The organism is Rossellomorea sp. GQ25, from assembly GCF_059758515.1.
In genome coordinates this window covers 261,591-287,967 of the sequence record NZ_JCAXEQ010000005.1, presented here as the reverse complement: position 1 = coordinate 287,967, position 26,377 = coordinate 261,591, and the positions used below count along the sequence as shown (strand labels likewise).

The 26,377-nt window shown below is 42.0% G+C and carries 24 protein-coding genes; 14 read left to right on the top strand and 10 right to left on the bottom strand.

Features of this window, described 5'->3' with window-relative positions; genetic code table 11:
- Positions 1 to 43: 43 nt before the first annotated feature.
- A complete protein-coding gene (gene fumC, locus AC6CIB_RS17125) occupies positions 44 to 1,429 on the top strand; it encodes a class II fumarate hydratase (protein WP_498282683.1) in 1,386 nt (461 codons plus the stop codon).
- 112 nt (positions 1,430 to 1,541) lie between these two features.
- Here fumC and AC6CIB_RS17120 read toward each other — a convergent pair whose 3' ends face one another.
- Positions 1,542 to 1,760, bottom strand: a complete 219-nt coding sequence (locus AC6CIB_RS17120) for an alpha/beta-type small acid-soluble spore protein (protein ID WP_498282681.1) — start codon at positions 1,758 to 1,760, stop codon at positions 1,542 to 1,544.
- 294 nt (positions 1,761 to 2,054) lie between these two features.
- On the opposite strand from AC6CIB_RS17120, the gene AC6CIB_RS17115 reads away from it, so the two are divergent.
- A complete protein-coding gene (locus tag AC6CIB_RS17115; protein ID WP_498282679.1) occupies positions 2,055 to 2,306 on the top strand; it encodes a hypothetical protein in 252 nt (83 codons plus the stop codon).
- Between the two features lie 673 nt (positions 2,307 to 2,979).
- Here the strand turns inward: AC6CIB_RS17115 and AC6CIB_RS17110 are convergent.
- Together AC6CIB_RS17110 and AC6CIB_RS17105 are read right to left on the bottom strand one after the other, a co-directional pair.
- Positions 2,980 to 4,077: an ABC transporter ATP-binding protein gene (locus tag AC6CIB_RS17110; protein ID WP_498282677.1), complete on the bottom strand. Its 1,098-nt coding sequence runs from the start codon at positions 4,075 to 4,077 to the stop codon at positions 2,980 to 2,982.
- 97 nt (positions 4,078 to 4,174) lie between these two features.
- Positions 4,175 to 5,092, bottom strand: coding sequence for a PucR family transcriptional regulator (locus tag AC6CIB_RS17105; protein WP_498282675.1), 918 nt, complete (start codon positions 5,090 to 5,092; stop codon positions 4,175 to 4,177).
- A 149-nt stretch (positions 5,093 to 5,241) separates the two neighbouring features.
- Here AC6CIB_RS17105 and AC6CIB_RS17100 point away from each other — a divergent pair, with 149 nt between their 5' ends.
- Positions 5,242 to 5,502 (top strand): metal-sensitive transcriptional regulator, encoded by a 261-nt coding sequence (locus AC6CIB_RS17100; protein WP_498282673.1) that lies wholly within the window; start codon positions 5,242 to 5,244, stop codon positions 5,500 to 5,502.
- Between the two features lie 424 nt (positions 5,503 to 5,926).
- Here AC6CIB_RS17100 and AC6CIB_RS17095 read toward each other — a convergent pair whose 3' ends face one another.
- Together AC6CIB_RS17095 and AC6CIB_RS17090 are read right to left on the bottom strand one after the other, a co-directional pair.
- Positions 5,927 to 6,106, bottom strand: a complete 180-nt coding sequence (locus tag AC6CIB_RS17095) for a hypothetical protein (RefSeq protein WP_498282671.1) — start codon at positions 6,104 to 6,106, stop codon at positions 5,927 to 5,929.
- A 97-nt stretch (positions 6,107 to 6,203) separates the two neighbouring features.
- Positions 6,204 to 6,413, bottom strand: coding sequence for a YheE family protein (locus tag AC6CIB_RS17090; protein WP_427600093.1), 210 nt, complete (start codon positions 6,411 to 6,413; stop codon positions 6,204 to 6,206).
- Positions 6,414 to 6,538: 125 nt separating this feature from the next.
- Between AC6CIB_RS17090 and AC6CIB_RS17085 the strand changes: the two genes are divergently transcribed.
- Positions 6,539 to 6,940: a ferritin-like domain-containing protein gene (locus AC6CIB_RS17085; RefSeq protein ID WP_498282669.1), complete on the top strand. Its 402-nt coding sequence runs from the start codon at positions 6,539 to 6,541 to the stop codon at positions 6,938 to 6,940.
- 25 nt (positions 6,941 to 6,965) lie between these two features.
- Here the strand turns inward: AC6CIB_RS17085 and AC6CIB_RS17080 are convergent, their stop codons facing one another.
- From AC6CIB_RS17080 to AC6CIB_RS17065, 4 genes are read right to left on the bottom strand one after another with little or no spacing between them, the layout of a single operon-like run.
- Positions 6,966 to 8,159 carry a YheC/YheD family endospore coat-associated protein gene (locus AC6CIB_RS17080; protein ID WP_498282667.1) on the bottom strand — a complete coding sequence of 398 codons (1,194 nt, stop codon included), beginning with the start codon at positions 8,157 to 8,159 and terminating at the stop codon, positions 6,966 to 6,968.
- The gene (locus AC6CIB_RS17075) at positions 8,156 to 9,529 is read right to left on the bottom strand and encodes a YheC/YheD family endospore coat-associated protein (protein WP_498282665.1); all 1,374 of its coding nucleotides are present in this window, start codon (positions 9,527 to 9,529) and stop codon (positions 8,156 to 8,158) included. The genes AC6CIB_RS17080 and AC6CIB_RS17075 overlap by 4 nt, the downstream gene beginning before the upstream one ends.
- Complete coding sequence (locus tag AC6CIB_RS17070) at positions 9,529 to 10,617, bottom strand: YheC/YheD family endospore coat-associated protein (RefSeq protein ID WP_498282663.1); 1,089 nt, start codon at positions 10,615 to 10,617, stop codon at positions 9,529 to 9,531. Before AC6CIB_RS17070 ends, AC6CIB_RS17075 begins: the two co-directional genes overlap by 1 nt.
- Before the next feature lie 4 nt (positions 10,618 to 10,621).
- Positions 10,622 to 11,959 carry a YheC/YheD family endospore coat-associated protein gene (locus AC6CIB_RS17065; protein WP_498282661.1) on the bottom strand — a complete coding sequence of 446 codons (1,338 nt, stop codon included), beginning with the start codon at positions 11,957 to 11,959 and terminating at the stop codon, positions 10,622 to 10,624.
- A 131-nt stretch (positions 11,960 to 12,090) separates the two neighbouring features.
- Between AC6CIB_RS17065 and AC6CIB_RS17060 the strand changes: the two genes are divergently transcribed.
- The 6 genes from AC6CIB_RS17060 to AC6CIB_RS17035 all read left to right on the top strand — a co-directional run bounded on the left by AC6CIB_RS17060 (position 12,091) and on the right by AC6CIB_RS17035 (position 19,381).
- Positions 12,091 to 13,230: a DUF445 domain-containing protein gene (locus tag AC6CIB_RS17060; RefSeq protein WP_498282659.1), complete on the top strand. Its 1,140-nt coding sequence runs from the start codon at positions 12,091 to 12,093 to the stop codon at positions 13,228 to 13,230.
- 95 nt (positions 13,231 to 13,325) lie between these two features.
- Positions 13,326 to 13,679, top strand: a complete 354-nt coding sequence (locus AC6CIB_RS17055) for a YlbF/YmcA family competence regulator (protein ID WP_034763247.1) — start codon at positions 13,326 to 13,328, stop codon at positions 13,677 to 13,679.
- Positions 13,680 to 14,154: 475 nt separating this feature from the next.
- Complete coding sequence (locus AC6CIB_RS17050; protein WP_498282657.1) at positions 14,155 to 15,027, top strand: HAD-IIB family hydrolase; 873 nt, start codon at positions 14,155 to 14,157, stop codon at positions 15,025 to 15,027.
- Between the two features lie 137 nt (positions 15,028 to 15,164).
- On the top strand, positions 15,165 to 16,661 hold the full coding sequence (locus AC6CIB_RS17045; RefSeq protein WP_498282655.1) for a coproporphyrinogen III oxidase: 1,497 nt from the start codon (positions 15,165 to 15,167) through the stop codon (positions 16,659 to 16,661).
- Positions 16,662 to 16,856: 195 nt separating this feature from the next.
- The gene (locus tag AC6CIB_RS17040) at positions 16,857 to 18,470 is read left to right on the top strand and encodes a long-chain fatty acid--CoA ligase (protein WP_498282653.1); all 1,614 of its coding nucleotides are present in this window, start codon (positions 16,857 to 16,859) and stop codon (positions 18,468 to 18,470) included.
- Between the two features lie 116 nt (positions 18,471 to 18,586).
- A complete protein-coding gene (locus tag AC6CIB_RS17035; protein ID WP_498282651.1) occupies positions 18,587 to 19,381 on the top strand; it encodes an enoyl-CoA hydratase in 795 nt (264 codons plus the stop codon).
- 114 nt (positions 19,382 to 19,495) lie between these two features.
- On the opposite strand, the gene AC6CIB_RS17030 is transcribed toward AC6CIB_RS17035, so the two are convergent.
- A complete protein-coding gene (locus AC6CIB_RS17030) occupies positions 19,496 to 19,681 on the bottom strand; it encodes a YhzD family protein (RefSeq protein ID WP_498282649.1) in 186 nt (61 codons plus the stop codon).
- Positions 19,682 to 19,866: 185 nt separating this feature from the next.
- Here AC6CIB_RS17030 and AC6CIB_RS17025 point away from each other — a divergent pair, with 185 nt between their 5' ends.
- The 4 genes from AC6CIB_RS17025 to AC6CIB_RS17010 all read left to right on the top strand — a co-directional run bounded on the left by AC6CIB_RS17025 (position 19,867) and on the right by AC6CIB_RS17010 (position 26,358).
- The gene (locus AC6CIB_RS17025) at positions 19,867 to 20,766 is read left to right on the top strand and encodes an ABC transporter ATP-binding protein (RefSeq protein WP_498282647.1); all 900 of its coding nucleotides are present in this window, start codon (positions 19,867 to 19,869) and stop codon (positions 20,764 to 20,766) included.
- A complete protein-coding gene (locus tag AC6CIB_RS17020) occupies positions 20,759 to 22,009 on the top strand; it encodes an ABC transporter permease (RefSeq protein WP_498282645.1) in 1,251 nt (416 codons plus the stop codon). The genes AC6CIB_RS17025 and AC6CIB_RS17020 overlap by 8 nt, the downstream gene beginning before the upstream one ends.
- Before the next feature lie 147 nt (positions 22,010 to 22,156).
- Complete coding sequence (locus AC6CIB_RS17015; protein ID WP_498282643.1) at positions 22,157 to 23,365, top strand: metallophosphoesterase family protein; 1,209 nt, start codon at positions 22,157 to 22,159, stop codon at positions 23,363 to 23,365.
- 17 nt (positions 23,366 to 23,382) lie between these two features.
- Positions 23,383 to 26,358, top strand: a complete 2,976-nt coding sequence (locus tag AC6CIB_RS17010) for an AAA family ATPase (protein ID WP_498282641.1) — start codon at positions 23,383 to 23,385, stop codon at positions 26,356 to 26,358.
- Positions 26,359 to 26,377: the final 19 nt, after the last annotated feature.

The following is a 26,377-nucleotide window of genomic DNA, read 5'->3' as shown; positions in this document are numbered from 1 at the left end:
TGGAAATATGGTAATAGAAGAGTCATTTAAGGGAGGAACAAGTATGGAATATCGTTTAGAACATGACACAATCGGAGAAATGAAGGTACCCAAGGAAAAATATTGGGGAGCACAGACGCAGCGAAGTAAAGAAAACTTCCAAATCGGTACAGAGAAAATGCCCATTGAGGTTACATATGCCTTCGCACAGTTAAAGAAAGCAGCCGCAGTCGTCAACCACTCACTTGGTAAGCTTTCAGATGACAAGAAGAAGGCAATTGGACAGGCATGTGATGAGATCCTGGAAGGAAAGTGGGATGCCCATTTTCCCCTTGTAGTATGGCAAACAGGAAGCGGTACACAATCTAACATGAACATAAATGAAGTCGTTTCTTATCGAGCGAATGAAATTCTCAAAGATAAAGGATCGGATGAAAAAGTCCATCCGAATGATGATGTGAACATGTCCCAAAGCTCCAATGATACATTCCCTACAGCCATGCATATCGCAGCGTATCAAGAGATCGAATCAAAGCTGTTTCCTGTCATTCAGGAATTCACAGCGACACTAAGAGAAAAAGAAGACCAATTCAGTGACATTATTAAAATTGGCCGTACCCATCTTCAGGATGCAACACCCTTGACGCTCGGTCAGGAAATCAGCGGATGGCGTGCCATGATGGAGAGATCCTATAGTATGCTGAGAGAAAGCGTTCATCAATTAGTCAATCTGGCTATCGGCGGGACGGCTGTCGGTACGGGGATCAACGCCGATCCAGAATTCGGTGACAAAGTGGCAAGACAATTAGAAGCTCAAACAGGCATCAAGTTTGCCTCATCTGATAATAAGTTTCATGCCTTAACGTCCCACGATGAAATCGTGTACGTACACGGAGCTGTAAAAGCACTGGCAGCAGATCTGATGAAAATAGCCAACGATGTAAGGTGGTTAGCGAGCGGTCCCCGTAGTGGGATTGGCGAGATAACGATACCTGCCAATGAACCAGGAAGTTCGATCATGCCGGGTAAAGTGAATCCGACCCAAAGTGAAGCAGTGACGATGGTAGTGACACAAGTATTTGGGAACGACGCGGCCATCGGATTTGCCGCCAGCCAAGGAAACTTCGAACTTAATGTATTTAAACCAGTCATCATCTATAACATGCTGCAATCCATACGACTGCTTACAGATGGAATAAAGTCCTTTAACGATAAGTGTGTAAAAGGACTGGAAGCGAACGTAGAGGTAATAGAAGACTTTGTTCAAAGGTCCCTTATGCTCGTAACGGCATTAAATCCTCATATCGGGTATGAAAAAGCGGCTGAAATAGCCAAGAAAGCTCACAACAATGGCTCTACATTAAAAGAAGCAGCCATCGAATCAGGATACCTGACAGAAGAGGAATATGATCAGTGGATCGATCCGGCAAGCATGGTTCATAATAAATAATAGGAAGAGCTGGCTCCTGCTAGGGTCAGTTCGTTTTAAATATGAGAGACAGCCAAAATGAAAGCCCCCGGCCAATGACCGGGGGCTTTATCCATTCATATGAAATTGCTGATTATTTTTGGAACCCGCCACCGATTTGTTGTTCAGCCATTTGAACCAGGCGTTTAGTGATCTCTCCACCTACAGAACCGTTAGCACGAGATGTAGCATCTGGTCCTAATTGTACGCCAAATTCAGAAGCGATTTCGTACTTCATTTGGTCGATTGCTTGTTGAGCTCCTGGAGCTACTAGTTGGTTAGATGAATTGCTGCGAGATTGTTGCTGTTGCATAATCTGTCATCTCCTTAAAATGTATAAGATTTTTTGGTTGGGTTAGCTGGAATTGCACCAGCCCGCTATTCCATGAGCGACCATCTTAGTATGGTGTAACCCATCGAGTGGGGTGAGAGAATGCTTGTTGCTGCCTTGTTACTAGGTATTATGGTTTTTTTGGGGCAATATATTCAACGTGGTGACAGGGAATTTATTCCTACTAAAAACCTATAAGTTTTCTACATAAATCATCGTGATTGTAAAAAAGATACCACTATACAATGAATTAGATTGAAAGTATGGTGACACAGCATGAAAGCTTGCGCATTATGTAATGGAATCGTTGAATACAGGGGACTTTGCCAGAAGTGCGGGGACACTACAACAGATCAGGGAAGATATTATGATTTTTATGATGAGTACAGTGCGTATATGGATATACAGCATGTACAATTAGCCGATGGCATTCCGAATAGCAGCTGCTCTGATACTTGCCTTCATCTTTTCACATGCATTCGGTGTGGGGAAGAAGAGGGGAAAAGCATAGATTTGACAGAGTTTTAAACGATAAAAAAGGCTCTTTTCGTAAAGATTAGAGAAGAAAGTAGTAGTTGATTTCCGATGCAGGATGCTCGCTTTCCGTGGGGCGGGCGGTGAGCCTCCTCGGCTGCGTCTGTGGGGATCTCACCTGTCTTGCTCCGACGGCTAGCCCCTCGAGGTCATAAGTTAAATGGGCCAAGAAGGCAAAAAGGCGCCTTCCCTGCCCATTCACCTTATGCTTGTCGGGGCTGAACAAGCACCCTTCACTTTTCGGACTGTCCCGCTTCTCCCGGAGGAGTCGAGCACCTGCAGCGAGAATTAACTTTCTCAGCGTGAGTTTTTTAATAAAATCTAAAATGAATATAATAAACTTTTTTGAAAACAACTTTTTTTAAAGTGAGCAGTGGCAGATTTCTGCTTGCGTACTAGAAATTCTGTTTGAGTAGATTGTTTTTGGTCACTATTAAGCTCTGTCTGTCACAAACTTTCTTATAGATGGTGAGGGAAACTGCGCAGACTCCGCTAGCTGCAAGCGGAGTCTGCGCAGTTCCCCTCATCTTCTAGCACACACTGTTGACAGAGCCCCTGGCTGACCTTATGTTACAAAACAACAATCTTTGTGAGAAGAGCTATATAAAAATGCCGCACTCCTGAATGAGTGGGGCATTTTTTAAATTAAGAAATAAAAGCTTTTATTTTACCGAATTCTGGATTCAGATTCTGAATCAAAGAAGTGAGCTTTGTTCATATCAAAGGCAAGTTCAATTGTTTGACCGGCAGCGATATCGGTACGAGAGTCAACGCGGGCTACAAACTCCTGTCCTTCTAATTGAGAGTAAAGCATTGTTTCAGCACCTGTTAATTCAGATACTTCAATTTTCGCAGTGATTTTCGCTCCTTGTGCAGTATCTAAGAATAGTGGCTCATCATGAATATCTTCAGGACGCACTCCCAGAGTGATGCTCTTGCCTACATGACCTTGTTCGCGAAGCACTTTCATTTTCCCTTCTGGTACAGTAACTTTGGTATTTCCAATTACGAATTTACCATCTTCAAGGGAGCCGTGGAAGAAGTTCATAGCAGGTGATCCAATGAATCCGCCTACGAAAACATTTTCAGGCTTGTCGTATACTTCTTTAGGAGAACCAACTTGTTGGATGACTCCATCCTTCATGACAACAATACGTGTTGCCATTGTCATTGCTTCTGTTTGGTCATGTGTTACGTAAATCGTTGTAGTTTGTAAACGTTGGTGAAGCTTGGCGATTTCTGCACGCATTTGAACACGAAGCTTAGCATCAAGGTTGGATAATGGTTCATCCATTAAGAACACTTTCGCATCACGAACGATGGCACGGCCAAGTGCTACACGTTGACGCTGACCACCTGATAATGCTTTTGGTTTACGATCAAGCAGTGCTTCAAGACCAAGGATCTTAGCCGCTTCTTGAACACGTCGGTCAATTTCTTGTTTATCGAACTTACGTAATTTAAGACCAAAGGCCATATTATCATATACGCTCATGTGTGGGTATAGTGCATAGTTCTGGAAAACCATGGCGATGTCACGGTCTTTTGGTGCCACATCGTTTACACGCTTTCCATCGATAGAGAAATCTCCTTTAGAGATTTCTTCTAGTCCAGCAATCATACGCAGAGTCGTTGACTTCCCGCAACCTGAAGGTCCTACAAATACGATAAACTCTTTATCTTGAATATGAAGATTAAAGTCATTTACTGCCGTTACTTTACCATCATAAATTTTGTGGATATTTTCTAATTTTAATTCAGCCATTTTCCCTTCTCCTCCTTGAAATGCAATCGTTTTCATCTATAACTCTATTGTAGAGAAAGCGGATTCAAAATGATATGGTCAACCTGCACAAAGTTCCTTAGTCCTTTTTATGCAGGTTGTCAGATTGAAAGTTCAAGCATGCAAAATAGGCTAAAATTCCACCTTGAAACGTTTTAATATCAATATTGGTTTTTTCAATGAACTTATCAATTCGATATTGAACGCTGTTCCGATGCATAAATAGTTTCTTGGCAGTCTGACTGATATTTGATTGATGTTCGAGAAAAGCCTTTACAGTGTGAATCAATTCAGGATCTTCCTGAAAGGTGTCAGACACCTTTGTGAAAATTTGTTTTTTCCATTCCTGCGGTAAATGATGCAGAGTAAATTCAGGCAGGACCGTCACCACGGATTGAATAAATGCCTGCTTCTGCACCGTTCTGGAGAATGAAAACAATTCCCGCTCATATTGAAAGGTGAGAGGGAATTGTGGATCAACCTCATGAAATTGTCCTATGAAATAAGAAAGACTGACGAAAAAGTCCGACTCAATAACATGGGTAATCGATAATAATTGCTCTTCATCCAAATTCCATTCATTTTTCTCTTCAATGAGCAACCCCATATTGTCATCTTGCAATACAAGAATTGTGTTGAGGGGTAAAAGATGTTGAAACGCCTCTTTTAATAGAAGCTGGTCTAAACTCTCCTTCATCGAAAATTGAATGATACGGAATTCACCGGCTATATTTGAAGGAGTTGGTCCATTCTTATATAAATAGGTGAACCATTCCATTGAGTAGGGAGAATCATTGACTGATCCCGATGGATGTTTAAACTCTTTGAACAAGCAATGCAATAACTCCATTTCCACTTGAGTGATCTCACTTCTATCAATGCCTATGTATTCATCATTTGCTTCATTTGCAAACCAAATCTTGGTAGCCTCAAGACTGGTTGGATAATGGTTTTGGATTATGGCAGTAGGAAATTTTTTACGTAAAGATGTAAACATGTCATCCCTCTTTGTTCATTATTATAGTAAAAAAGGTTATAATGTCTATTGTACTGAAATAGCTGGATTAATCAAAGTGTGCATGATTGCAAATAAACGCTAATTTTAATACTATGGAAGAATGAATAAATCATTGCGGGGTGTCCTAAATGGAATATACTAAAGAAGTTACGAATCGAATGAAACGTCTTGAAGGACAAGTGCGCGGCGTGTTGAAAATGATGGAAGAGGAAAAGCACTGTAAGGATGTTGTGACGCAATTATCTGCCGTACGTACTGCAGTTGATCGTACATTAGGTCTCATCGTTGCGAAAAACCTGGAAGCCTGCATACGTGAATCGGAAGAAGAGGGCAGCAATGCAGAAGAAGCTATTCAAGAAGCCGTCAATATGCTTGTCAGAAGTCGATAAATGGTAAAAGCTGCCGAAGGATCATGATCCTTTTGGGCAGCTTTTTTGTTTGTTGTCCAGCTCCGGTGGCTAGAGGCTCGAGGTCATAAGACGAGAATGCCAAAAAGGCAAAGAGCGCCTTTCCGGCACTCTCGTCTAATGCTTGTCGCCTCTGGGCAAGCCCCCTCCGCTTTTCTATTTGTCCAGCTCCGGTGGCTAGAGGCTCGAGGTCATAAGACGAGAATGCCAAAAAGGCAAAGAGCGCCTTTCCGGCACTCTCGTCTAATGTTTGTCGCCTCTGGGCAAGCCCCTCCGCTTTTCTATTGTCTAGCTCCAGCGCCTAGCCCCTCGAGGTCATAAGTCAGTCGTGCTAAAAAGGCAAAAAGCGCCTTTCCAGCAAGCCCGCCTTATGCTTGTCGGGGCTGAACAAGGCGCTTCCGCTTTTCTATTTTGGCGGTTCTTCATGTTCTGTGATTTCGATTGCTTCTTCGATGTTGGTCGTGTTTTCCCTCATGTGGACGGAACCCCCGGACATGCCTTCGTTGATAAAACGGTCCACATCGAGAAATACTTTTTCTTTTCCTTCGTAATTGGTATCTTGAAGGAATTGATCATCTTTTTTCATGCTCATCAGCCTCCTTACTTTAGTTTTGGAAAGGAAGCTGAAGTTATGCATGAGGGCTCATTAATTTCTCTTTTTCAGGTGAATGATGTACGTTCCATCAATCATAAACATGGAATAGCATCAGTTCATGAAGCTGCTTCTTAAGGGTGTCTTCCTTATCAGCTGGTGGAGTGGCTCCGGTCCATTCAATTTTACCGTCTTTATGGTAATTACCTTGATATTTTGTCCCGCTGAAGTAAAAGGAAAACATCCAGCCGGGGAGCTGTTTATTTTCGAACATGCTTTTATATTGAAAATGTTGAATCATTTTTCATCACCTCCATTATTATTGTAAACGTTTGAATACAAGCTGTGTAGGTTTGGGAGTTAAATGTATCATAAATGGTATTCTCCTCTAATAGAATTTACTGAAGAGATAGAGGAGGGACGAGAATGAATTCGTTTATTCGTGATTTGCAAAAGGCGATCAGTGATGAATGGACAGCCTATTATTTCTATAAAGAATTAAAAGGGCGGACGAATAATCCATTATATGTAGAGTTTATCGAACATGCCCGGAAGGATGAAAAAGAGCATTATGAAATGTTCCAATACCTCCATTATTTACTAACGGGTGAGTATTACGATCATAAGAAAGAGAAGGTAGGGTTTACAACTTTTAAAGAAGGAGTCCTGCGGGCACTGAAGGATGAGCTTGAGGCTGCAGAACTATACAGGGACATGCTGATGGAGATTCCGAATCAACAAGCCTATAAGCCCCTTTTCATTGCCATGACTGATGAAATGGAACATGCTACGCGATTTTCTACTATCTATAATTCATTAAGGCAATGAATGAAAAAGGTTGAACCGTCTGGATTCAACCTTCGTTATTTTTAGAACTGAGTGTGAGGAATGTGCGGACAAGCTGTTTTCGCCGTTTGTTTTCAATTTCTTCTTCATCAAAGCTCATGGGCTTTGAATTGATTTCAAATAATACAAACCCTCCTTGTTCCCGGGGAGCTAAGTCGATGGAGAACTCTCCAACATACCCAAAGGATTTAGCAAGCTCTTCCCCACAGGTTTGAACGATCCGTGAGATTTCCTTTTTGGTATGAGCATCTGAGACTTCTTTAAGCGAAATAATCTTCCCCCCGGTAGGTACATGAGTAGTGACTTCCTGTCGCTGTGACATGCGGACGCCAATGCCTATTAAACGAAAATCTTCTCCTGTGTGAAGGACTAAAATTCGAAAGTCATAACGATGATCATGCAATGTTTTACAGGAAACGGCTTCCTGCATGATCCACTGATTACTATTAAACCATTCGCTGTAAGATTGAAACAGGCGGGATACGTTTAAAAACCTCTCCATTTTTTTGATGCTTTTGCAGAGAATACGTCCATTGTCATCGATCTCGATGAGTCTGATTCCTTTTCCTTGCGAAGCGAGAGAGTGTTTCACATACATTTTTTTGTGTGTTGTGAGAAAGTTGGTGAAGGACTCTTCATTTGTGACAAGTTCAGTTTGAGGCAAGTATGGATCGAGTTCACGGCTTTTGGACAGAAGCTCATATATTTTCCATTTGTTAAAGAAATGGGGGTTGAAGAAAGGGATATTATGTTCCTTGATAAAATGGAGGAGCTTCTCATAGGTATGATTTTGCTCAGCATGCCTCGAGGGAACGCGATTGTATATGACGTTTGGAACAGGAAAGAGGCATTTCACCCATTTGTTTAATGGCTGATTGTACATGATCCCAGAAATGGAATCACCGAAAACATCTTGTGGAGAGAAGACAAAACAGATTCCACCTGCCTGTTCAACGTCCAGTTGAATCGATCGAAACAATTCAAAATTCCCCATGTATTTATTCCTTTTTTCCTTACTTGCGACGATTCCGATCAGGGGGACCGCCGGAATGTTCTTCTGATGGGGTGAGATGGTGAATTGATAGCAATCTTTTGATTCCTTAGAAGAAAGCAGAAATGAATTCTTCGCAAACCCATATGTCGTTATAGATTCTTCCACATGAAAAAAGGTTTTCTTCACCCGATCATAAAGGATGTTCATGGAATCATTTCCTCAGGATGGTTCAAGCTTTGTTGAGTGAGAAAGATCCCGAATGATAAGGCAAGTTTTCTTGTTAATAAATCAAAGCTCTTCAAATGGGGGTGGGAAAAAATAGACCTTCCCGGCTTAGAGTTTGCTTCGAACATCCAAATTCGGTGATTTTCGTCCACTCCGAAGTCAAAGCCGATTTCTCCAATATATCCTTCCAAATTTCGTTCAATGGCATGTGATAGTGTTAACGCTGCGTCCTTTAGTGCACCCTCAATAACTTCTCGAGCTGCTTCGTCTGGAAAAAGCTCGGATAAAATTTTCACTTCTCCACCGTTATTCGCATGGGTGGTCACACTTCCTGATCCTGCCACTTTACCAGCTATTGCACTTACTTGCCAGACTCCATCCTCACCTTTATTCGTATGAATCCGGAAGTCGATTGGCCGATTATTTTCCTGCAACAGGGAAATTCCCTGCTGGACAATAAAAGTGTCAAGATTTTGATTCTTAAAGACCATATTGACAAGTTGCTCCAAGGACTTAAATTTCAGTAAGCGATTTTTACGTTCTGCATCCCTGAACCGGCAATAATATTCTTCGGAAGAGCGGTTATACGTAATCTTATGGATCCCGTTCCCGAGACTGCCGTTTTTCGGTTTAAGATAAATATGATGGTAGGAGGAAAGCATTCGTTCCATCTCATCAAATGATTGAAATGAATGTGTTTCCGGCAGCAGGTGCTGGACTGAAGAATCGTTTTCCAGTCGTTCAAACAAATCAAGCTTATTAAAAAAACCTGGATTGTACCAGGGAATACCGTATTCCCTCTGTAGTCTTTCTTTGATGTCCTGGTACGTTTTCCGCTTTTCACTGCGGCGGTTCGGTAGTCTGTCATAGATAACATTGGGAAAAGGAATTTCCTCGATTTCCCATCCTTCTCCAAAGTGAAAATATCCCTTTATCAGTCCGTTCTCCCAATTAATATGACGCTCTCCAAACACAAAGGGAATGACTCCAAGGGATGATTGAACAGATAAGAGCTTTTTGAAGAAATAGGAGCGCTCACCAATCGGGCTTAAGCTAAAGCTTGTGAACCCTGAGGTGAATATGCCAATGAGCACCCCTACATATAAACAATCCTCTTTACAAAAGAGAGAAAGGGAATTTACTTTAGAAGGAAGATGTAACTTCCCGGCTAAACCAGAGCTAATGCCTATCACGTTACGTCCATTCGGATGTCGCTTGCATTCCGCGGATTGCCGTGCAGTTCCAAGGATTACTGTATGAGGGAACGTTTTTTCCTCCATCTTAAAACCAGAGGGGAGATAGATTCGGCTTTCTTCCTCTTGGAATTGTTCTATTTTGTACGTTTTAAGCATTAGAAATCACCTCGTCTTAAGGATGTTAGTGATTGTGATGCCAAGAACTCACAATAATCCAATGGAGCTTTGTATAAGGATGGCAGTTTCTCATGTCCTAATGCATCTACTACCTTATGTCCTGGCTTGGAGTTCACATCCAGAATCCACATTGATTGATCTTTAGCAATCATAATATCAACTCCAATTTCAAACAGGGTTGAAAAATGTTCTTCAAGTAATAAAGGCATTTCTTCCATAATGTCAGTGAGTTCTTCTTCAATATAGTCCCAAGAAGAATCATGAAGTGTCTTCCAATCACTGTATGATTTATATGAAGCCCCTCGACTGATATTGGTCAGAATTGCCTGCTGTTCCCCTACGCGGATCGCCCGCTGAAATTCTCTCCATTCTCCATAAGCGTTTTTATTCAAAAGAATGCGCAAATCAAAAGGAGCATCCTCTTTCGTCAGATTGAGAATCCGCTTTTGACAAATGAATGTATGCTGCAGGAGGATTCGGTTAACCCACTTGATAAAGTTCTCTTTACTGGGGAAGGATTGTTCCAAGATCCCTTCCTTTTTCGTTGTTCGAACGACTATGCCCCCCTGGCTTTCCACAAGATGATAAATGGCAAATCCATGAGCACCATCGATTGGTTTGATGATTATATCTTTATGTTCAGTAAGTAGATTTAATAAATGATTTCCATCGGTCACAAGATACGTTTCGGGAATATAAGGGGAGATGGACGTCTTTTTAAGTTTTTCGTAAAGATGCCATTTGTTTGGTAAGCCATAGCCGAGAAATCGAATGTGTCTTTGGTTTTTTAACCACTGAACGACGGCCTTTGCCTGTTGGGACTGTATATCCTTTTGGTAATACGTACGGTCGTAGATATATTCTGGAATCTCAAAGGCTTCATTTTCCCATGATTGTGACTCTTTATTGAAATAGAATCCATCCACCGTTTCGTTTAAAGGAGAGATTCCTTTGGGGGAGAACAGATAAAGATCAATAGGATAAGAGAGGGATTGTTTCGCTATTCCAAGAAAGTAGCTGTTCGTTACTTGCGGAGTAAGGGTCATAATGCCCAATGATTGGTTCATCGTTTTAATCCTCCTTGTTCATCCATTTTGTGAAACTATATTCATAGAGTGCTTTAACCGACGGACGAATCCGGTCGTTTTCCAAGTATGTTCGTTTAGAAGGTTTGGAATTGACTTCGATCAGCCATGGCTTCCCGCTTTCACCGATGCCAACATCAATGCCAAGCTCGGCGAAATGCCCTTCTACCGCCTCAGAAAGGAGTCTGGCAGAAGACGTACATAACTCCTTCATGTCATTTAGAATTCCGACACTTTTCTTAGGTGAAAAAAGAGATTGAAGGATTGGAAGAGGTTTTTCGATTCGTCCTCCCTGATCGACATTTGCCACGAATTGATCATGAGAAGCAATCCGGGCAACAGAAGAAACGATTTCCCAGTTTCCCTTTCCATTCAAGTGACAAAGAAATCGAAAATCTAATGGTTGCTCTTCCACTGTAAGAAACGGAATGGTTTCCTGAACCAAATAAGAAGAAGGGTTGCACCAGGATCGTATTTGTTTATAAAGTGCAGAGTAGGTTGAGAAAGAAAGTGTACTCTGTGATGTGAAAGAATTTTGGTACATGATAAACTCGTTCTCTCTTTTTTGAATACGCATGATGTAACGACCCTTGCTTCCATTAATCCCTTTAACGAAAACATCCTTATACAAGGAAAGCATTTCTTGCAATGAATCGAATCCCTGCACGGTTTTAGGCAAGTGGTGGGCTAAGGATGGGCTATCTTTCAACGCAATGTAAACCTCATCCTTTGATAGAAATCCAGAATTGAAAACATGAATGTCCCGTTCTTCAGATTGAGTAAGCGATTTTTCAAAGGAAGGGGTTCTTTCTACCTTTCTTGAATGACATCGATTGTAAATGATGTGAGGAGCGGGAAGGGTTTTAAGCTCCCAGTCTTGATCAAGAAATACAACCCCTTCAGGGAGGTCTCCAACAAAAGAAGAGAGCGGAATAAGATAAAAGAACCCACCTTTTCGTTGAAACCAGCTCTGACACTCTGTAAAATAATCTTTTAAAGAGTGAGAATGTAATGTATTGAGATCGAATTGGTTAATTAATAGGGCCACAACCGGTCCCATATGAATGATGCTATGCCTTGAATCGATGGATATCCATATTTTTTCCAAATTCGGTATGGAGGAGAATAATGAATCGCTTGTTTCTAACATAATCTGTAAAGAATCAGATGAAGCCTCCCTACATGTGACGTTAAGAGAAGAGTTTCCACATTTCAGCGTCATGTTCCGTTTAAAAGGATATTGATTCATCATCTGCTTCGGTATATACAAGTGATGATGATCATGATGATGTTTATGCGAACTAAATGAACATTTTATCTTCATCAGGCATTCCCCGTTTGCATAACCCGTAAGAATGATTCTATAATGATTTATTGGGCTAATGTTGATATAGCATTCTATGTAAACCCAGGCAAAATGTTCAAACAAGAGAGGTAGAAAAGGAAGGTGCAATCATGCTGGATGCTTTCATCCTAATACTGTTCATGGTTTTGATTGGAGCCCTCATTGGAGGAGTCACCAATTCATTAGCCATAAAAATGTTATTCAGACCTTATAGGGCTTACTATATCGGGAAATTTAAAGTACCATTCACACCCGGGTTGATCCCAAAACGCCGGAGTGAATTGGCGGAACAACTCGGAAAAATGGTGGTCGATCATTTAATCACGCCTGAAAGTCTTCAGAAGAAAATGATTAACGATGATTTTCAAAGGGATGTAACCCACTGGCTAGCGGAAGAATTACAGCCTTTCTTCTCATCGGACAGAACGGTGAATGAGTGGCTGGATATCCTGCAAATCCCTGTATCCTCCGATCGTCTTAATGATTGGCTTGAAGAGTGGGTAGCTGTAAAAATGAAAGATACGAAAGCAGCTTACACCTCTAAAAAGCTGGAAGAGGCTCTTCCTGAAAAGTGGCAGGAAAGAGTCGAAGAAAGTATTCCGAAGCTTGTTGACTTTATCGCAAACCGTGCGGAAACCTATTTCACAAGCCCTGAAGGAAAAACGAAAGTGAAGATCATGATCGACGATTTTCTGAAAGAACGGGGCATGCTCGGAAACATGCTTGGAATGTTCCTCGGCAACACGTCTGTTGCGGATAAAGTACAGCCTGAAATCGTAAAGTTCATTAAGCATGAAGGAACCCAGGAAATCCTGTTCAATCTGCTGACAAAAGAATGGTCCAAACTGAAAGAAATGAAGCTTGATGAGTTCATCGATAGATTACCGGAAGAAGACTTGATTCAAACCGTCCAGGCATCTCTGGTCAAACTCGTCAACATCGAAGGGCACCTATCCAAGCCGCTAAGCCACTGGCTTGAGCCTCACAAAGATCCCTTCTTCAATAACCAGCTTCCGAAATGGGTGGATAGAGGGACGGACCTCTTAGCGATGAAGATTCCGAACCTGATGGAAAAGATGCACCTGCAGCAAATTGTGCAGGAGCAGGTTGAATCTTTTTCAGTTGGAAGATTGGAAGAATTGGTTCTCGGTATTTCCCGTCGTGAATTCAAGATGATTACTTACTTAGGGGCATTACTTGGAGGAGTGATCGGAATCGTTCAAGGGATCATAGCCCTCTTTATCTCTTAATTCAACAGGGCCTAAGGGTCCTTCCTAGAATTTCACTCTATAGTTTGTTATAGTGGTGTAGGAAACATAGAGTGAAATTACAGGAGGTACGTATTTTGGCTATTAACTTATACGATCAAGCGAACGAATTGGAAAGTGCTTTACGTCAAAGCGATGAATTTCTACAACTGAAGAAGATGTATGACGAAGTAAACAATGACGAATCTGCTAACAAGATGTTTGAAAACTTCAGAAACATCCAAATGACACTTCAACAAAAACAAATGAGCGGTGAAGAAATCTCTCAAGAAGAAGTAGAGCAAGCTCAAAAGACAGCTCAACTTGTTCAACAACACGAAAAAATCGCAAAGCTTATGGAAGCTGAGCAACGCATGAGCATGGTCATCAATGACTTGAACAAAGTCATCATGAAGCCACTTGAAGAACTTTACGGTTCAATGCAGAAATAATATGGGTACGAAAAGGACTGACTTCCGGATCGGGGGTTAGTCCTTTTTTTGTGGATATAGTAGGGCAACAGATAAGACAGGATTTTGACTTTTGGTGCCTGTTTAGAGTGTTGGCTTTGTTAATGAGTGCTGATTTTTCGTATTTTACCAAACGACGTATAAACTCGTCAAAAAGACGCAAAAAATAATAAAAAGACGCAATAACCATCAAAAACGACGCATAAATTTGAGGCGGGAATTATTGAAAGTTAATTATGGATGAAATGAAATGAGTAGGCACTTTTTCATAAATCCGCTAAAATAAGAACACTTTTCAGTTCTAAGCGATACTCCAGTAAGAACTTCTCATCTAGTTGAATAAGTTCTACCAGCTACTCCAAATAATTTGCGAATTGCTCCCACCCCTTGTCATATTTGTATCCCCTCTTTCATAAAAGTAAAGAAAGGGAGTAGACAACATATAGGGGGGACACCAATGATGATCTATAGAATGTTAGCGTTAAATATTGATGGAACGATTGTAAATGAAAACGGAAAAATTGCAAAGGAAACAAAGGATGCAATTGAGTACGTTCAAGATAAAGGTGTACCGGTCACATTGGTTACAAGCAGAAGCTTTGCTTCAGCAAAGAAAGTAGCCAAAGCCCTTAAGCTCAAAAACCCGCTAGTCACACATAGTGGGGCCTACATTGCTGGAGAGCTTGAAAAACCGATGTATGTAAAAAAGATTGCCGAGGACATTACGTATGAAATTGCTCAATTCCTTGAAGGTTTCTCAAGCCAAGTAGCTCTATCCCATGAGAAGCGGTCCATCATTGGCAAAGCCAATTCCCAGGCAAGGGATATGGCCAAAGTCTCTTGGCAAAGGGAGTCAAAATTACTTTATAGTAAGCAGTTTGTGGATCGTGTGAGTGATCATCTCTTGGAGAATCCAATGTCGGTTCCGAAGATATCGGTTGTCATGGAGCATCGTGAAGATGTGTGGGACGTTGTCGCTTCTCTAAAAGGGATGTATGAAGAAGTGGACGCCATTCCGACATCCGATTATAAACTGGATATCGTGCCAAAGGGCGTATCGAAGCTTCGAGGGTTGATGTATCTGTCTGAACACCTCGGAGTGAAAAAGGATCAAATCGTGATGGTCGGATCGGGGCTGGATGACATCGACTCCTTGGAATGTTGTGGTCTTGGGGTTGCTATGGGAGATGCCCCAAGACCGGTGAGAGATGCAGCGAACTGGATTACACGGAGCCAAAGCGAAAAAGGCATCCCATACTTTGTAACAGAGCTATTCCGCAAGCAGCACCCCATTCCATTCCTGAAGAAAATGAACATCATTAAATCATAAACCGGATACACCCCGCGTTTCTATTGGAAAAGCGGGGTGTTGTATTTATTTTAGTCAGCCTCCCTGCCATTGACCATTCCCACCCCATTCTGTACACTTATAAAAGCTTATTAGATTTGGTGAAAGGTGATTAGAACGTGAATGTTTTAATAAAAGGAATCGAGGATGAGCGTTTTGAGCGCCCCCTGCGATTGATTGCGAATTTATTTTTTGAAGAATCCGTGATTCACTTTGGCCGTTGTGATGACATGGATCTTCAAGTCAAAATAGAACTTTCAATAGAAGAAAAGATAGAAGCGAAAGCCGTGTTGACAAAACCGTCTTCTGATGAATCATACACTGCGACCTATGAACGTGGCTGGACATCATATGAAAATGAAAAAGAACGCTTCAAACAGCTAAAAAAAGCAGTATCTCATGTGTATCTGAATGTTCTTCAAGACCTGACGGGAATCAGGCAAAAGTGGGGGATCTTAACGGGGATCCGTCCTACCAAGCTTTTACATAAGCAAACTCAGCTTGGGATCCCCCAGGAGGAAATTCAAGCGAAATTGAAGGAAGAATACCTCATTACCGACGAAAAAATTCAGCTGATGCAAAACATCGTGGACCGTCAGTTGTCGGTTGTACCGGATCTCTATGATCTCCAGAATGAAGTGAGCATCTATATCGGAATCCCGTTTTGCCCTACCAAATGTGCGTATTGTACATTTCCTGCATACGCGATTCTCGGTAAACAAGGGAGGGTCGATTCGTTCCTGGCCGGGCTTCACTACGAAATCCAGGAAATGGGACGCTGGCTCAAAGAGAATAACGTTAAGATTACGACGATTTACTATGGTGGAGGGACACCTACGTCCATCACGGCAGAAGAAATGGATGCCCTATATGAAGAAATGTATCGATCATTTCCGGATGTGGACGCGGTAAGGGAAGTGACGGTAGAAGCAGGGAGACCGGATACGATTTCTCCAGATAAACTAGAGGTACTAAAGAAATGGAATATCGACCGCATTTCCATCAACCCTCAGTCGTATACACAAGAAACATTAAAAGCGATCGGCCGCCATCACACCGTGGAAGAGACCATCGATAAATTTCATTTATCCCGCAACATGGGAATGAACAACATCAACATGGATCTCATTATCGGACTTCCAGGTGAAGAGCTTCCAGAACTTCAGCATTCTTTGGATGAAACCGAAAAGCTCATGCCGGAATCGTTGACGGTCCACACTTTGTCCTTCAAGCGGGCGTCTGAAATGACGAAGAATAAAGATAAGTATAAAGTGGCAGACCGGGTGGAAATCGAGAAGATGATGGGTCTTGCTGAGGAATGGACAAAGGCTCAAGGCTATGAGCCCTATTACTTATATCGTCAGAAAAACATTCTGGGTAACCTCGAGAATGTCGGGTATGCTCTCCCCGGACAGGATAGCCTCTATAACATCATGATCATGGAAGAAGTCCAAACCATCATTGGCATCGGCTGCGGGGCTGCGAGTAAATTCATCGATCCGAAGACCGGAAAGATCACTCATTTTGCCAATCCGAAAGAGCCAAACGCCTACAACCTGGGATTCAAAGAATATACCGATAAGAAGATTAAGATCCTTAATGACTTATTTTCATAAAAACAAGCTGTTCAGAAAACTTCTGGACGGCTTCTTATTTATATCTAAGAAACGTGTTGGTATATGTATAATTAACGGAATTTTTCAGCAATACATAAAGGATTACTTCTGAAAAGGTCGAATTAGTAAGGTAGACATAGAAATTTAGACAATATTTTTGTAAACGCTTACTAAAATTGAGGGGAGAGATCGAATATGATGCAAACACCTCTGCTTTTGACACAAATGATTGAACGAGCCGAAAAGTATTTTCCTAACAAAGAAATTGTTTCACGTACTGAGTCCGCAATAAGCCGCTTCACGTATAAACAGTGGGGAGAAAGAACACGAAGACTTGCAAGCAGCCTATCAAAACTTGGGGTTGAAGAAGGGGATAAGGTCGGGACACTTGCCTGGAACCATCATCGACATCTTGAATCCTATTTTGCGATTCCGTGTAGTGGGGCCGTCCTACATACGATTAATATTCGCTTATCACCTCAGCACATCGTATATATTATCAATCACGCCAAGGACCAGGTATTGCTCATCGATTCAGACATCGTACCACTTATCGAAAAAATCAAAGACCAGATACCGACGGTCAAAGCCTTCATTGTAATGACCGATGGAGACTTGCCGGAAACCACTTTGGAGCCGGTTTATCATTATGAGAGATTGCTGGAGGAAGGCGATCCTTCTTTCCAATTCCGGACAGACATTGATGAAAATGCCCCTGCCGGTATGTGTTACACTTCAGCCACAACCGGAAATCCTAAAGGGGTCATTTATTCTCATCGTGGAATCGTCCTGCATGCCATGGCGCTAGGGCTTGCTGATACCACTGGTGTCTGTGAAAGAGACGTGGCCCTGCCGGTCGTACCGATGTTTCATGTAAACGCATGGGGACTACCATTTGCCTCGGTGTGGTTCGGGACGAAGCAGGTTCTGCCTGGGCCATATTTCACTCCTGGATTGCTGGCTCAGTTAATGCAGGATGAGAAGGTTACCATCTCTGCAGGGGTCCCGACCATTTGGCTTGGCTTGCTTCATGAATTAGAGAAAAATGAATATGATCTCTCCAGCCTTCGTTCCGTTCTTTGTGGAGGTTCGGCTGCTCCTAAAGGAATGATTAGAACCTTTGAAGAGAAATTCGGTATTCCGTTCATGCATGCATATGGAATGACGGAAACAAGTCCCCTTGCCGTGATTGCTGCTTCGAAAAGCTATCATGATGATCTTTCCGCTGAAGAAAAGCTTGAATTGAAAGCAAAACAAGGGATCCTCGTCCCTGGATTAGACATGAAAATCGTCGGGAAAGACGGAGAAGTGGCTTGGGATGGAAAGGAAATGGGAGAGCTTGCCCTGAGAGGCCCATGGGTTGCTTCTGAATACTATGAAGATGACAGAACACAGGAAGCATTCCGTGATGGCTGGTTGTATACAGGTGATGTGGTCACCATCGACGAAGAGGGCTACATTAAAATCGTTGACCGCACAAAGGACTTAATCAAATCAGGTGGAGAATGGATTTCTTCTGTAGACATTGAAAATGCACTCATGGCACATGAACATATCTTCGAAGCAGCGGTAGTTGCAGTTCCCCATGAGGAATGGCAGGAACGCCCGATCGCTTGTGTGGTGTTAAGAGACTCGGGAAAAGGAAAGGTATCCAAAGAAGAAATCATGGACTTTTTGAAACCACAGTTTGCCAAATGGTGGCTGCCGGATGAAATCCTGTTCCTTGATGAGATTCCAAAAACGTCAGTAGGGAAATTTTTGAAAAGAGCCTTGCGGGATCAAGTGCAGGATAAAATGAAACAAATATAAATCGTATGAGAGGTCGGTCAGAAGTCGACCTTTCTTTTGAATTATTATACTATTCGAAATAATGATTCCTAAAAATAGGTTATTACGCTATGCTAGAAGAAAGGGGAGGGATTTTTTTGACAGTGTCAAATCAATACGAAACAGTAAAATTACATAAAGAAGGTAAGGTGGCAAGGCTTCAACTGAATCGGCCTCAATCACTGAATGCGTTGGATGCAGGGCTTATGGGAGAGCTCTTGGCTGCATTAAAAGAAGTGAAAAATGACCCATCGATTTCTTTATTGGTCCTGACAGGGGAAGGAAAGGGGTTTTCTTCTGGAGGAGATATTAAATCCATGCTTTCATTAAGCGGAGAAGAACAGTTCTCAAGTATTATGGATACCATCAGTGAACTGGTGATGACGCTGTACACCATGCCGAAAATTGTTCTAACAGGTATACATGGTGCTGCTGCAGGTCTTGGTTTCAGCCTGGCACTTTGCTCTGACTATATTTTGTGTGAAGAAGACAGCAAGCTAGCCATGAACTTTATCGGCATCGCACTGATTCCGGATGGAGGAAGTCATTTTCTTCTGCAGGAGCGCCTGGGAACACATAAAGCCAAACGATTGATTTGGAACGGTAAAGTATTGGAAGGGCAAGAGGCCCTTATGAAGGGACTGGTTGACGAAGCGATTCCTTCCGGAAAATTGGAAGAAGGTATCGAACGCTATACAAAACAAGTATTAAGTGCACCGACGAAAGCGATGCTGAAAACGAAAGAAGTATATGTCACATTAAACAAAGACAGACTTCAGCGTGCACTTGAGCTGGAAAAACAAGGGCAATGGCTCATGCGTCAAACCTCGGATCACCAGGAAGGCATTCGTGCATTTGTTGAGAAAAGACGACCTGAATTTAAGGGAGAATAATAGTTGAAGAGAACTAACCCGATGGGGTTGGTTCTTTTTTTCGTAATACATTCCTTTTAATAAAAAAATGCATTACAAGCCACTGGATGTGACCCGCAATGCAGAATGCAAGTCTTACACATGAAACAACAATAGTTTCCCCAGAGGAGAAGTGCAGCGATGAGTATGATCGAAATAGCCCTTTTCTTCTAACATGGATTCTCCCATTTTCTTTGCATCGCTGTCGGATGAAGCTTCGAATGATTCATCCAGAATCTTTTTTCCGTCTTTTTCAAAAACCGTTAATTTGTATACTTTCATTGTGATATACCCCTTTGTATAGAATTCATGTACTCTTTTATTTTTTCATATTATCATTTTTTTGGAAAGTCTAAATAGTTTGATAAAGAAAAAAGGATGGAAAATGAAACCTTTTTTGGATAAGATCGTAGAGTACTAGAGAGAAAAAGGATACTCGTTTATGGGTATAGGAGGGAAATGCTGAAATGAGTTTGAGTATACAACAGGTAACCAAACGGTTTGGACAATTTACAGCAGTTGATCAGCTGTCACTGGATATCCCACCGGGTGAAATGTTTGGGTTCCTGGGCGCGAATGGGGCCGGGAAGACGACGACATTTCGAATGGTGTTAGGGTTGTTAGATGCAACGGAAGGGCAGATTACGTGGAAAGGGAAACGGGTCGATTATTCCACAAGTCCAGAAATTGGGTATCTGCCTGAAGAAAGAGGACTATATCCGAAAATGAAGGTGAGCGATCAGATCGTCTATCTGGCACGTCTTCGTGGGATGGAGAAAAAGACCATTCTGAAAGAACTGGATTACTGGTTGGAACGATTCAATGTTCCTCAAAACGTCAACAAGAAAGTAGAAGAACTTTCAAAAGGAAATCAGCAAAAAATTCAGTTTATCGCATCGGTTATCCATAAGCCCAGTTTACTGATTCTCGACGAACCGTTCAGCGGTCTCGATCCGGTTAATGTTGAACTGTTAAAGGATGCGGTCCGGGAAATTAAGAAAAATGGAACCACAATCGTGTTCTCCAGTCACCGCATGGAGCATGTGGAGGAGCTCTGTGAAAGCCTATGCATCATGCATAAAGGGCGTCCCGTGGTGCATGGTGGCTTGAAGGAGATCAAGCGTTCCTTTGGTAAGAAGAATGTGGTGATTCACTCCGATTTTGATCTTCTATATTTAAAGGAAATGAAAGGCGTGACGAAGCTGAAAGAAACAACGGAAGGAGTTCTTCTGCAAGTCGAGTCTGAGGCTGCTGCCCAAGGTGTATTCCATGATGTTGTTCAAAAGGGATTCCTTCGAAAGTTCGAATTGGAAGAACCTTCCCTGAACGATATCTTCATAGAAAAGGTGGGAACTTCTTATGAATAATTTCTTCTTGATCCTTAGTCACTCCTATTTATCAAAGCTTAAGGCAAGATCTTTTATCATATCCACCGTCGTCATTGCCGCTGCCCTTGTATTACTGGCCAATTTTGACAGTATCATTTCGAACTTTAGTGATGATGACACGAGTAAAATAGCGATTCAGGACGAAACGGGCAAGCTGTATGATCCGCTTGTGCAGCAGCTGGAGATCATGAATAGCGAGATTGAGCTGGAATCGACAACTCAATCGATAGAAGAAATCGAAAAGAAAATAGAATCTGAAGAATTAAAGGGACTACTCATTTTGAGTGAAAGCGCTGAAGGTCTTCCGCAAGCTCTGTATAAATCCAATTCATTATCAGAGTCCAATGTGACAGGGGAATTACAAGTCGCCCTGCAAAATGTAAAGTCCTCACTGGCTGCAAGTATTCTGGAGCTTTCAGGGGAAGAACTTGCACTGCTAAGCGGCCCTGTTTCCTTTGAGAAGGAAGCCCTTGTTGAAGGAGCCAAGTCTGAAGAAGAACTAAGTCAGGCAAGGGGTATTGTATATGTTCTATTATTCTTTATTTATTTCTCTGTCATTGCTTACGCCAACATGACGGCCATGGAAGTCGCGACAGAAAAAAGCTCCCGGGTCATGGAAATCCTCATATCGAGTGTATCCCCAGTGAAACAAATGTTTGCCAAAATTATTGGAATCGGACTCGCAGGGTTAACACAGTTAGCTGTAATCCTGGCAGTAGGCTATTTTACAATGATTCAAAAGAAAGATGAACTGGTCGGGGGGTTCTTTGAAGGATTCGGATTTGAATCTCTATCTGTAGGTGTCATAATCTATGCGGTCATTTTCTTTTTATTAGGGTATTTCCTGTATGCTACCCTGGCTGCATTATTGGGATCTCTTGTCAGTAGAATCGAAGATGTACAGCAGATGATCATGCCGATGACCTTCCTGATCATGATTGGATTCTTCATCTCCATGTTCGGTCTTGGGAATCCGGAATCCAGTTTTGTGACGATTACTTCGTACATCCCGTTTTTTACACCGATGGTTATGTTCCTTCGTGTAGGGATGCTGGATCTTCCAGTGTATGAACCAATCATAGGAATTGTGGTCCTTCTTGCGACAATTATTATTCTTGGAGTATTTGGAGCAAGAGTGTATCGCGGAGGAGTGCTCCTATACGGAAAATCTAATTCATATAAAGATATTAAAAAAGCAATCGATATTACATCGAAAAAATGATTTGTAAGAGCAGGCTGTCTCCGTCGTCAGGGGCAGCCTTTCTCTATGAATCGCGTAAAATGTTAATACATACTGAAATTATCTCCGGTTTTAGGATATAATGAAAGAATATAAGAACGTATATTCGTAGTGCAGGGAGGGAACTTCATGGGGAAGATTCGGTTTTTTCATGTAGCAGATCTACATCTGGATAGTCCTTTTATCGGACTAAAACATTTACCGAAAGAAGTGTTCGAAAGAATATATAATAGTACCTTTGCCTCTTTCGAAAAAGTGGTAAGGGAAGCGATTCAAAGAGAAATTGACTTCATGATCATCAGCGGGGATCTATTTGACGAAGAAGATCGCAGTATTCGGGCGCAGGCTAAATTATTGAAGCAATTCAATCTGTTACATTCAAACAACATTCCTGTATACGTCGTTCATGGGAATCATGATCATCTTGGAAGCTATCGATTAGAGCTCGATATGCCGGATAATATACATATCTTCAGCGCAGAAACAGAAGTGAAACAGCTTACTGTAAAGAATGGGACAACAGTAGATATAGTCGGATTCAGCTATGGTACAAGACATATCCAGGAAAGAAGGATTGCTGATTATCCTAAACGTTCCGATGACCTCTATACGATAGGCATCCTCCATGGAAGCGAAGGAAGTGTGCATTCTTCACATGAAACGTACGCGCCTTTTGCGATAAGGGAACTATTGGAGAAGAATTATCACTACTGGGCTTTGGGACATATCCATGAGCGGCAGATTCTGCACGAAGAGCCTTACATAGTGTATCCAGGTAATATCCAGGGAAGACATCGGAAAGAAACAGGTGAAAAAGGATGTTATGAAGTGGTGCTTGATCATCACCATACAGAATTAACATTTATCCCGACTCACGACTTGATGTGGAAGACATGCACCGTATCCCTTCAAGGTGTTCAGCGCTTTGGGGAGATTTTCCAACGTATCCAGCAAGCTCTGGAATCTCTTGAAGAAGGGGATGTGTTGATGGAGGTTATCTTGACGGATGATGAATCACTCCCTCAAGACATGGCGGGTAAAATAGAAAATGGTGATCTACTGGAAGCATTGCAATCAGAATACGAGAGTCACCAGGGTTTGAAGTGGATTCATTCCATACGATGGAAGCATACCCAGGCGAGTCGGGGCATTGAACAGGATCCGTTCAAACAGGAAGTAATGGAGACCCTGGAAAGCATGGGTGAAGAAGAGTGGAAGGGTGCCCTGGCAGAACTGTATGAGCACCCTTCTATTTACCGCTTTCTGGATCCCCTAAAGGAAGAAGAGAAGAAATCTTTAATAGAAGATACAGAGCACTTGTTACAAAATAAAGGCTGAACGTGGAGGTGAATGGGGTGAAACTGCTCGAACTTCATATTTATGGATACGGAAAAATAGAAAACAAGCACTATACGATTGGTGACCTTCAAATATTCTATGGGGAAAATGAAGCTGGTAAATCAACGATTATGTCGTTCATACATAGCATTTTGTTCGGGTTTCCGACGAAGCAGCAATCCCTGCTCAGGTATGAACCGAAATCTTCTACAGAGTATGGCGGGAGAATCTTTTGCCGGATGGAAGAACAAGGAATCCTCAGTATCGAGCGGGTTAAAGGGAAGGCCACAGGGGACGTGACCGTTCAATTCGAGGACGGAAGAACCGAAGGAGAAGAAACCCTTCAACAACTGCTCGGAAATATGGACAGGACAACTTACCAAAACATATTCTCATTCAATCTGGAAGGGCTGCAAAACATTCAGCGCCTCAAAAAAGAAGAACTGAACCGCTACCTATTCTCTGCAGGCTCTACAGGGACGGACCTCTTGTTACAGATGGAACAGAATTGGCAGAAAGAAAGGGAGCAGCTGTTTAAGAAATCGGGAAGAAAGCCGATGGTCAACGCAGTGCTGACACAATTAAAAGTCCTTGAAAAACAAGTAAAGGAAGGAAAAGAAAAAAATGATCAATACCGTCCTCTCATAGCAAAGCAAAAATCGTTAGAAACCCGGATTTCATCCATGGAGACAGAAAAGGCATCTCTTGCTGAAAAGAAAGAGAACCTGATTTCAGTTAATGAAAACTGGGATACACTCACTAGCTTCAAAAGAGTGAAGGAGCGCCTTTTCCAACAGGAAATTATTGAGTTTCCTGCAAAAGGATTAGAGCGTTTAAACGAGCTTAAAACTGAAGAAAGACAAGTGTCGGCATATCTTGAAACCTTGGTGACGAAACAAGAAAAGCTCCACAACAAATTAGAATCAGAAGTGATTGATCCTTCCTTAAGTGAAGACATACCTTTTATTGAAAAGATATTGTCTCAACAATCCTTTTTTCTGAAATGGAAAGAAGAAAGCAGTGAACGGAGCAGAGAACTAAAAACGGTGCGTAGTAAGATCAATGATACGATCCGTGAATTGGGATTAACAATAGAGATCGAGGCCATCCCTGCAATGGATACAAGCTTAATGATGTCTGACCGTATTCAGCAGGCACTGGATCAGCAATCAAGGCTCCTTCATGAACGGGAAAGCTTCCAGAAGCATTACGAAGAGGAGGAAGAAGAACTTCACAACATCGAAAGGAAGTGTGATAGCTTAGAGGATCGGCTGATGGAAGAAGATGAGTATCAAGAATTACAAAGAACAGTGAAAATTGAATCTTCCCGGAGGGCTTCACGGGACCAGGCACATTGGATCAACCTACAAGTGAAAGAGGCAGAAGAACGTTTCAGCAGAAAAAAGTCCTCCTTCTCTCGGCAGTTTCTCTTAATAGGTGCAGCACTCCTTCTTTTATTCGGGATTGGGTCATGGGCAATCGTGACCGGTAATGGGCTCTTTGTCGGGATCTGCTTGCTTCTTCTCATAGTATTGGGTGCAATGGGAATGCAGGCGAGGGGGAGTCTGCAAGAAGAATCCAGCACCCTTCAACAAACAAAAGCAAGAGCAAAAGAGTTTCAGGCTGAAGGTCAAATGGAATTTCACTCTTTGGATAAGGCTGAGCAAAGCTTAAAGCAGCAAATGGAATTGAGAAACGAGTGGAAGCAGCGAATTATTTCATTAGAAGAGCAACAGACAAAACTTCAGAAGCTCCATGAAAAACAGAAGGAAGTAGAGAAAGAAATTGTTTTAGGAGAACAAAGGTTATCCGGTCTAAAATCAGAGCTCTGTTTACCTTCTGATTTTCACTGGAAATGGCTGCGTGATGCGTTTGTCAAAATGAAAGAGACCGTCTCGAATTATGAGGCTTATATCCAACTTAAAGAAGAAGAAGACCATGTGGTCCGAAAATTAAATGAGTTTAGGGATCTTTGTCAGGAATGGTTCCACCGCCACTCTCTCACGTTTACCACAGTGGAAGAGGCCATGATTAAACTGAAGGGGATCATGCAGGATATTGAAAAGAAAAGCCTTATAATCAATAGCATCAAAACGGAGCTCGAGCCTCTTTCATTTGAGATAGAGAAGCTAAGAATTGAAGGTGGAAAGATCCGTGAAGAGGTTGGAACCCTTCTTCAATCTGCAGGATGCATGGAAGAAATAGAATTTCGTGAAAAGGCACTTCACGCCGAAGAGAGAACTGAACTTTCGGCTCGATATAATGGAATGAAAACGAGGCTGACCGAACGAACACTCAACACGTTTCTTCAGTTTGATTCTAAGGAAGATAGCAAAAAGGAATTAAATTGGGTATCGAAAAGAGTCGAAGAGCTTTCAACTGAGCTCTCTGCTTATCAAAAAGAGCTCGCTTCTATTTCGTATGAAATAAAAGTGCTGGAGGAAGGAAAGAGCTACTCCACAATCCTTCAGGAGTTTCAAAGCAAAAAGGCTGAGCTTCAAGAACTGGCGTATGACTGGTCCAAATATACGTTAGCAAAAGTGTCCTTAAGAAAAACAATGGATCTTTACCAAAAATCGAAGATGCCTAAAGTGATGGAGCTTGCAGAAGAGAACTTTAGAGAGCTGACGGAAGGGCACTATCTACGTATTTTCTTACAAGTTGATGAGATGATCAGGGTAGAGAGGAAAGACGGTGCAGTCTTCCATGCAGTCGAGCTCAGTCAAGGAACGAAAGAACAGTTATACATCTCCATTCGCTTTGCCCTCATTCAATCTTTCCGGGACAAGTACCCATTGCCGGTACTGATCGACGATGGAGTAGTCAATTTTGATCGAGAAAGAACGAACGCATTTTTAAAGCTGTTGAGGAAAATGGCAACGAACCATCAGACTATCTTCTTTACCTGTCATCCTCATATAAGAAATGAGTTTACAGAGGATGAAATGATCGTGTTAAAGCGAATGGAAAAGGAATCGATTCGGAATGCATGATTCTTTAAAGAATTTGAAT